General features: G+C 58.6%; 1 protein-coding gene and 1 pseudogene. Both read right to left on the reverse strand.

Features of this window, described 5'->3' with window-relative positions:
- Window positions 1–284: 284 nt before the first annotated feature.
- Window positions 285–382: pseudogene (locus DT23_RS19665) on the reverse strand (transposase); the annotation flags it as partial.
- A gap of 45 nt (window positions 383–427) precedes the next feature.
- Window positions 428–684, reverse strand: a 257-nt coding sequence (locus DT23_RS18285; RefSeq protein ID WP_205618267.1) for a hypothetical protein, incomplete at its 5' end; no start/stop codon positions are given.

Consider the following 684-nt stretch of genomic DNA (forward strand, 5'->3'; position numbering starts at 1 on the left):
CTGGGCTAAGACACCCCCCTGCCCCGTCAAGGTCAGGAGGCGCAATTACGAGCCCTGTCGCCTCATTTTGCTCGGCCAGAGCTATGGGGCGGGCGGGACGCTTCCAAGCCGTAGCGGCGTGCGGGCCGCCAGCTACCACATTTCGTCCAACGCACGATAAATGAAAGATTATCCGGTAGAAACTCAGTTACTCGCGGTCCAACTCCGCCGGCTGACCCAGCAAGCGGTGGGGCTAAGTGCGGCTGATCTTGATGCGGCGATCCGGGCTTCGCGTGCACGCGCGCGCCGAGCCGTTGCGAAACTTCCCAACCGGGTAGCCCCGCTCGGTGATCTTCGCGACCGCGTCACGCTTGAACGCGTCGCTGAAATTGCCTTTGCCCATCTCGGCCTCCTTGCCTCAAAATTAGGGAAGAAGGCGTCTACGAAGCTAGGGGCTATTCAAAGCAAAATCTGTCGCTGAATTGCGGTCGAGCTCCATGAGCGGGCGGTAGAATGGATCGGCGCGCATAGATCGTAACCGCCGAAGTGTGAGCGGCTGATGAAACAACTCAGAGAGACGCGCATCACGGGCTTTCTGCGCTTCCTGATCAGCATCTATCAGGAAGCTTGGGATGAAGCTTTCTGGCCACTCGAGCATTGTGATCTCCTTTGCGACCATGGAGCTATGCCAGAATTTGGGTGATG

Origin of the sequence: Thioclava indica, from assembly GCF_000714545.1 — a bacterium.
Classification (GTDB): Bacteria; Pseudomonadota; Alphaproteobacteria; order Rhodobacterales; family Rhodobacteraceae; genus Thioclava; species Thioclava indica.